At 72.4% G+C, this 5,621-nt stretch carries 3 protein-coding genes and 1 pseudogene; 3 read left to right on the top strand and 1 reads right to left on the bottom strand.

Annotated features, from left to right (window positions below; all coding sequences use genetic code 11):
- The 3 genes from GSY69_RS13315 to sucB all read left to right on the top strand — a co-directional run.
- Positions 1-1,356 (top strand): leucyl aminopeptidase (locus GSY69_RS13315; protein WP_160954318.1); only part of this gene is annotated, 1,356 nt, incomplete at its 5' end.
- A gap of 120 nt (positions 1,357-1,476) precedes the next feature.
- Complete coding sequence (lpdA, locus tag GSY69_RS13310; protein ID WP_160954317.1) at positions 1,477-2,868, top strand: dihydrolipoyl dehydrogenase; 1,392 nt, start codon at positions 1,477-1,479, stop codon at positions 2,866-2,868.
- Between the two features lie 22 nt (positions 2,869-2,890).
- Entirely contained in the window at positions 2,891-4,948 is a 2,058-nt protein-coding gene (gene sucB / locus GSY69_RS13305) for a 2-oxoglutarate dehydrogenase, E2 component, dihydrolipoamide succinyltransferase (protein ID WP_160954316.1), read from the top strand.
- Positions 4,949-5,051: 103 nt separating this feature from the next.
- On the opposite strand, the pseudogene GSY69_RS13300 reads toward sucB, so the two are convergent.
- Positions 5,052-5,621 (bottom strand): annotated as a pseudogene (locus GSY69_RS13300) (hypothetical protein); the annotation flags it as partial.

Genomic DNA, 5,621 nt, shown 5'->3' with positions numbered 1-5,621 from the left:
GCCGCGCGCGCCGTCGGCGCCGCCGCAGCGGTCGGCAGCGCGCAGCGCATCCCCTCCCCCGCGGGCCTCGCCGCCGGCTCCGTCGTGCTCGCCGGCATCGGCGCCGACGACGCGGACACCGCTGAGTCGACCGTCTTCGGCGCCGACCGGCTCGAGCGCCTGCGCCGCGCCGCAGGCTCCGCCACCCGCGCCCTGACGAAGGGCGAGAGCGCCGCACTCGCGCTGCCGGCGCGGACCGCGGAGGAGGCCGAGGCGGTGACGGTGGGCGCGCTGCTCGGCGCCTACCGCTACGTCCAGTACCGCAGCGGCGGCGATGCCGACAAGGGCCCCGCTGCCCTGACGGTCCTCGCCCCCAAGGCCGCCGCCCCCGGCGTGGAGCGCGGCACGGTCATGGCCGCCGCCACCGCGGGGGCCCGCGACTGGGTGAACGAGCCGCCCCTCGACCTCTACCCGGAGTCGTTCGCCGCCGCCGTCACGCAGCGGGCCAAGGACCTCAAGGTCAAGGCCACCGTGCTCGACGACCGCCAGCTGGCCGCGCAGGGCTACGGCGGGCTCACGGGCGTGGGCCGCGGCTCCGAGCGCGGCCCGCGCCTGGTCAAGCTCGAGTACGCGCCCCGCCGCGCACGGGCCCACCTGGCCCTCGTCGGCAAGGGAATCACCTTCGACTCCGGCGGCCTCTCGCTCAAGCCGGCCGCCTCCATGGAGGAGATGAAGTCCGACATGGGCGGGGCGGCGGCTGCCGCCCAGGCGCTCTTCGCCATCGCGGAGCTCGGCCTGCCGGTGCGCGTCACCGCCTGGTTGGCACTGGCCGAGAACATGCCCGGCGGCGGGGCCCAGCGGCCCAGCGACGTCATCCGGATCTACGGCGGCAAGACGGTCGAGGTGACGAACACGGACGCCGAGGGCCGCCTTGTGCTCGCCGACGCCCTCGTCGCCGCCCAGGAGGACAAGCCGGACCTCATCGTCGACATCGCCACGCTCACCGGCGCGCAGATCGTCGCCCTCGGCGACCGGGTGTCCGGTGTCATGGGCACCGCCGAGGCGCGCAACCGGATCGTGCTCGCCTCGGAGCTCAGCGGTGAGCAGATGTGGCCGATGCCCTTCCCGGAGGAGATCCGGGCCGGGTTCGACTCGACCGTGGCCGACCTCAAGAACGCCGGACCGCGGGCCGGCGGGATGCTCGCTGCCGGGATCTTCCTCAGCGAGTTCGTCGCGGACGGCCAGCAGTGGGCCCACGTCGACATCGCGGGGCCGTCGTTTAATTCGCACTCCGGCTGGGGCTACACGCCGGCCGCCGGCACCGGTGTGCCCGTGCGCACCCTCGTCGAGACCGCCGCGGCCCTCTCCCGCGGCTGAGGCGAGCACCACAGGCAGCGCGCGGGCACCGGCCACGACATCGGCCGCCATCCGTGGAAAGATGAGTGCCAGACCGCGGCCCCCGCGGACACCAGACGATCCCGACCCGAGGAGTCATCCGTGAGCGATTCACAGAACACATACGATCTCGTCATCCTGGGTGGCGGACCCGGCGGCTACGCTGCCGGCCTGCGGGCCGCGGAGCTCGGGATGAAGGTCGCCCTGGTCGAGCGCGACAAGGTGGGCGGGACCTGCCTGCACCGCGGCTGCGTGCCGACGAAGGCACTCCTCCACGTCGCGGAGATCGTCGAGGCGACGAAGGACGCCGGCGCGTTCGGCGTGAGCGCCCAGTTCGAGGGCATCGACATGCCCAAGGCGCTCGAGTTCAAGCAGGGCATCACGGACCGCAACTACAAGGGCCTCGCCGGCCTCATCAAGGTCAACGGGATCGACACGATCTCCGGCGAGGGCAAGCTGACCGGCACGGACACCGTCGAGGTCGCCACCGACGACGGCCCCGTGACCCTGACGGGCAAGCACATCGTGCTCGCCACGGGCTCGGAGACGAAGACGCTGGGCATCGACGTCCGCGATCGCGTGCTGACCTCCACCCAGGCCCTCCAGTACGACTCGGTCCCGAAGTCTGCGGTCGTGCTGGGCGGCGGCGTGATCGGCGTGGAGTTCGCCAGCATCTGGAACGACTTCGGCGCCGACGTGACGATCGTCGAGGGCCTGCCGCACCTCGTGGCCAACGAGGACGAGTCGATCTCGAAGGCGCTGGAGAAGGCGTTCAAGAAGCGCAAGATCGGCTTCAAGCTCGGCACCATGTTCAAGTCCGTCGAGCAGGACGACAGCGGTGTCCACGTCACGCTCGACAACGGCGAGGTCCTCGACGCCGAGGTGCTGCTCGTGGCTGTGGGCCGCGGGCCCGTGACCAAGGGCCTGGGCTTCGAGGAGCAGGGCATCACGCTCGACCGCGGCTTCGTCATCACCGACGAGCGCATGCACACCGGGGTGGGCAGCATCTGGGCCGTCGGCGACATCGTGCCGGGCCTGCAGCTGGCCCACCGGGCGTTCGCGCAGGGCATCTTCGTCGCCGAGGAGATCGCGGGCAAGAGCCCCGTGCCCCCGGTCGAGTCCGGCATCCCCCGCGTCACCTACTGCGAGCCGGAGATCTTCTCCGTGGGCCTGTCCCAGGCGAAGGCCGAGGAGGAGTACGGCAAGGACGGCATCGAGACCGTCGAGTTCCCCCTGGGCGGCAACGCGAAGTCGGCGATCCTGCGCACCACGGGCTTCGTCAAGACGATCCGCCAGAAGGACGGCCCGATCGTGGGCGTGACCGGCATCGGCAGCCGCCTGAGCGAGCAGGCCGGTGAGGCGCAGCTCATCGTCAACTGGGAGGCGTTCCCCGAGGAGGTCGCGCAGCTCATCCACGCGCACCCCACCCAGAACGAGGCGATCGGCGAAGCCGCCCTCGCGCTGGCCGGCAAGCCCCTGCACTTCCACAACTGATCTTTCAAGGGAGACTTCCACCATGTCCAACACCGTGCAGATGCCCGCACTGGGCGAATCCGTCACCGAGGGCACCGTCACCCGCTGGCTCAAGGAGGTCGGCGACGACGTCGAGGTCGACGAGCCGCTCCTCGAGGTGTCGACCGACAAGGTCGACACGGAGATCCCCAGCCCGTACGCGGGCAAGCTCGAGAAGATCCTCGCCGAAGAGGACGACGAGGTTGAGGTCGGAGGCGACCTCGCGGTGATCGGCGACGGCTCCGGCTCGGACGCGTCCGATTCCGGCGACTCGGGCCAGGCGGCCTCGCAGGACGCCGAGGACTCGCAGGGGTCCGGCGAGGATGCCAACGAGGAGTACATCCAGGGCGACCAGGACACAGACTCCGATCCCAGCTCGCCCGTCGCCGAGGACGATGCCCAGAGCGGCTCCCTCAACGAGGTCGACGCCTCGCTCGAGGACGAGGACGATTCTGCGCCCGCCGACGGCGGCGCCGACTCGTCCGGCTCCGGCGGCGCGTCCGGTTCGGGCGAGTCGACCGATGTGACGATGCCCGCGCTGGGCGAGTCCGTCACCGAGGGCACCGTCACCCGCTGGCTCAAGCAGGTGGGCGACGAGGTCGAGGTCGACGAGCCGCTCCTCGAGGTCTCGACGGACAAGGTCGACACGGAGATCCCCAGCCCGGTGGCGGGTACCGTTCTCGAGCTGCTGGCCGAGGAGGACGAGGAGGTCGAGGTGGGCGGGTTGCTCGCCCGCGTCGGCTCCGGTTCTCCTGCCTCCTCCGGCTCGTCCTCCGACGACGGTGCGGACCAGGAGTCCGCGCAGTCCGGCGAGCAGGACGCGGAGGACTCCGAGCCGGCGCAGTCGGACTCGCAGGAGGCGCAGTCCGAGCAGGCGCAGTCCCAGCAGTCCGGTGAGGCCGAGCAGCAGAAGGCCGCCGCCGAGGAGCAGACCGCTCAGGAGGACGCGCAGGCGCAGGGCTCCCAGGAGCGCAAGCCCGCGGCCGACGAGCGGTCGCAGGCGCCCTCCGGTGACAAGCCGGAGCAGAAGTCGGAGCAGAAGTCCGAGGGCTCGGCCGAGCGCTCGGCTTCGATCTCCCAGGCGGTGCAGGCCGACGCCTCGGCCTACGTCACCCCGCTCGTGCGCAAGCTCGCGCGCGAGAAGGGCATCGACCTGTCCGCGGTGCACGGCACCGGCGTGGGCGGGCGCATCCGCAAGCAGGATGTGCTGGCCGCCGCCGAGCGCGGCACCGGCGCGGCCGGCCAGGCGCAGCAGGCCGCGGGTGCGCAGGCGGCCGGGGCGGCCCAGGGCGGCCAGCGCGAGCCCTACCGCCTCGAGATCCCGGAGGAGGCGCAGAAGCTGCGCGGCACGACGCAGAAGGCGCCGCGCATCCGCCAGACGATCGCCGCGCGCATGCGCGAGTCGCTGCAGAACTCGGCCCAGCTCACGCAGACGACCGAGGCGGACATGACCCGCGTGTCGAAGCTGCGCAAGGCCAACAAGGACGCGTTCCAGGCCAAGCACGGCGTCAAGCTCACGTACCTGCCGTTCTTCGCCAAGGCGATCGTCGAGGCGCTGCAGATCCACCCGACGGTGAATGCGCACTTCGACATCGAGGCCAAGCAGATCACGTACTTCGAGAACGTGAACTTGGCCGTGGCCGTCGATACGCCGCGCGGGCTGCTCGTCCCGGTCGTGAAGAACGCCCAGGATCTCAGCATCGCCGGCCTCGCGAAGGCCATCGACGATGTCGCCGAGCGCACGCGCAACGGCAAGATCGCCCCGGACGACCTGTCGGACGGCACGTTCACGGTGACGAACATCGGCAGCTTCGGTGCCCTGTTCGACACGCCGATCATCAACGTGCCGCAGGCGGGCATCCTGGGCACGGGCACCATCCAGAAGCGCCCAGTCGTCGTCAAGGACGCGGACGGCGACGATGCGATCGCCATCCGCGACATGGTCTACCTGCCGCTGACGTACAACCACGAGCTGGTGGACGGTGCGGACGCGGGCCGGTTCCTCAAGACGATCAAGGAGCGCCTCGAGGACGCCAACTTCCAGGCCGATCTGGACCTGTAAGCGGCTCCAGCGCAGGCACCGCCGCGCACCGCAGGGGCCCGCAGCCACCCGGCTGCGGGCCCCTGCGGCGTCTCCGTGCAGTCGATCAGGTTGAGGCCGTGCCTCAGGCGCGCTCGACGGCGTAGACCCGCCAGGTGCCGCCCGCGTAGCGCAGCTGCGTACGCACCCGCTGCGAGCCGTAGTCGCGCCGCGCGCCGTCGCGCTCGACGCTGACCGCCATCGTGGCGGTGACGACCGCCTCGGCGCCGGCCGCGCGCTCGACCTTCGGGCTGCCGACCTCGATCCGGACCCGGGACCCGGCGAAGCGGCGGGCGTCCGCTCCGTCCTCCGCGGTGCGAGCCGGCGAGCCCTCGGCAGTGAGGGCGCGCAGGGCCTCGGCGTCCCCGGTCTCGAACGCGCTCGCCCGCGCCGCGGTGAGGGCGGCGAATGCGGCCTCCGGGCTGCCGCGGTCCGCCATCGCCGCAGGGCCGCCCGCCGGATCCGCGGCGGCCCCCGAGGCCCCGGTGCTCTGGGGCCGGTGCGCGGCTGCGGGCTCCGCGGTGCGCTCGCCCGCGACGAGACCGGGGACCAGCAGGGCGGCACCGCCCAGGACCGCCGCGCAGGCCACCGCGAGGCCCAGGGCACGCGGTGTGAGCCAGGCCGGCGCCCTGCGTCGGCCCGCGGTGGCCCCCCG

This window comes from Brevibacterium rongguiense, assembly GCF_009857845.1.
In the GTDB taxonomy this organism is placed as follows: domain Bacteria; phylum Actinomycetota; class Actinomycetes; order Actinomycetales; family Brevibacteriaceae; genus Brevibacterium; species Brevibacterium rongguiense.
The sequence above is the reverse complement of the archived record's forward strand: the minus strand, read 5'-3'. Positions and strand labels throughout refer to the sequence as shown.